The sequence below is a fragment of the Frankia sp. CeRuru1 genome (genome assembly GCF_977966315.1).
The window spans coordinates 15710-16763 of record NZ_CDWWEW010000072.1 but is presented as its reverse complement, the minus strand read 5'-3'; the positions used below and the strand labels follow the sequence as shown (position 1 = coordinate 16763).

The 1054-nt window shown below is 64.1% G+C and carries 1 protein-coding gene; it reads left to right on the top strand.

From position 1 onward, the window contains the following. Positions 1–70: 70 nt before the first annotated feature. Positions 71–1054 (top strand): IS701 family transposase (locus tag AC08OP_RS07965; RefSeq protein ID WP_476613590.1); only part of this gene is annotated, 984 nt, incomplete at its 3' end.

Sequence of the window (1054 nt, the reverse complement as noted above, 5' to 3'; positions counted from 1 at the left end):
ACGCAGGTGGAGGACACGAAGAAGCCATCGGCGATCATGACGGTTTGTGAGAACTCGTAGTGATCAACCGATGGCTTCGTGCCCCAGCGTAGACCCGGACGGATGGAGCGCCGACTTCGAGGCCTTCGCAGCCCGACTTGATCGCCGCTTTCGCCGGGTCGAGTCCCGGCAGCGGATGCGCCGCTTCCTGCGCGGCATGATGAGCGAACTACAGAGAGTCAACTGCTGGACGCTCGCCCAACACGCGGGCGAGGGCCGGCCGGGGCCGATGCAGCACTTCCTGTCGAAGGCCGTGATGGACGACGACGGCCTTCGTGCCGATCTTCGTGACTACGTCACCGAGACGCTCGGCCACCCCGAGGGCGTGCTCGTCATCGATGAGACGGGAGACCTGAAAAAGGGAACGGCCACCATCGGTGTTCAACGGCAATACACCGGAACCGCCGGGAGAATCGAGAACTCACAGGTCGCGGTCTATCTGACCTACGCATCCCCGATCGGGCACGCCCTCATCGATAACGCTCTGTACATGCCGACGTCGTGGCTGGACGACCCCGCACGACTCGAGGCCGCCGGCGCACCCGAAGCTCTCGAGTTCGCGACAAAACCCCACCTCGCCCAAAAGATGATCGAAAAGGCGCTCGACGCAGGTGTCCAGACACGCTGGGCCACCGGGGACGAGGTCTATGGGGCGAACCCAGACCTGCGGGCCGCGGTCGCCCGGCGCGGGGTCGGCGCCGTCCTCACCGTCGCGAAAAGTGAGATGGTCACTACGAAGACCGGGCCGAAGAAGGCGATCGACATCGCCGTCATCCTGCCCGCCAAGGCGTGGAACCGTATGTCCGCAGGTCACGGCTCCAAAGGAGAGCGGCTCTACGACTGGGCGATCATCGAGGTGACCGACGGCGACCTGCCAGGCCACCACTATCTGATGATCCGACGGAGCATCAGCGACGGCGAGTACGCGTTCTACCGCGCCCAGAGCCGGACCCGCATCCCGTTGCGCACTTTTGTCCGGGTAGCTGGTATTCGCTGGTCGGTCGAAGATGATTTT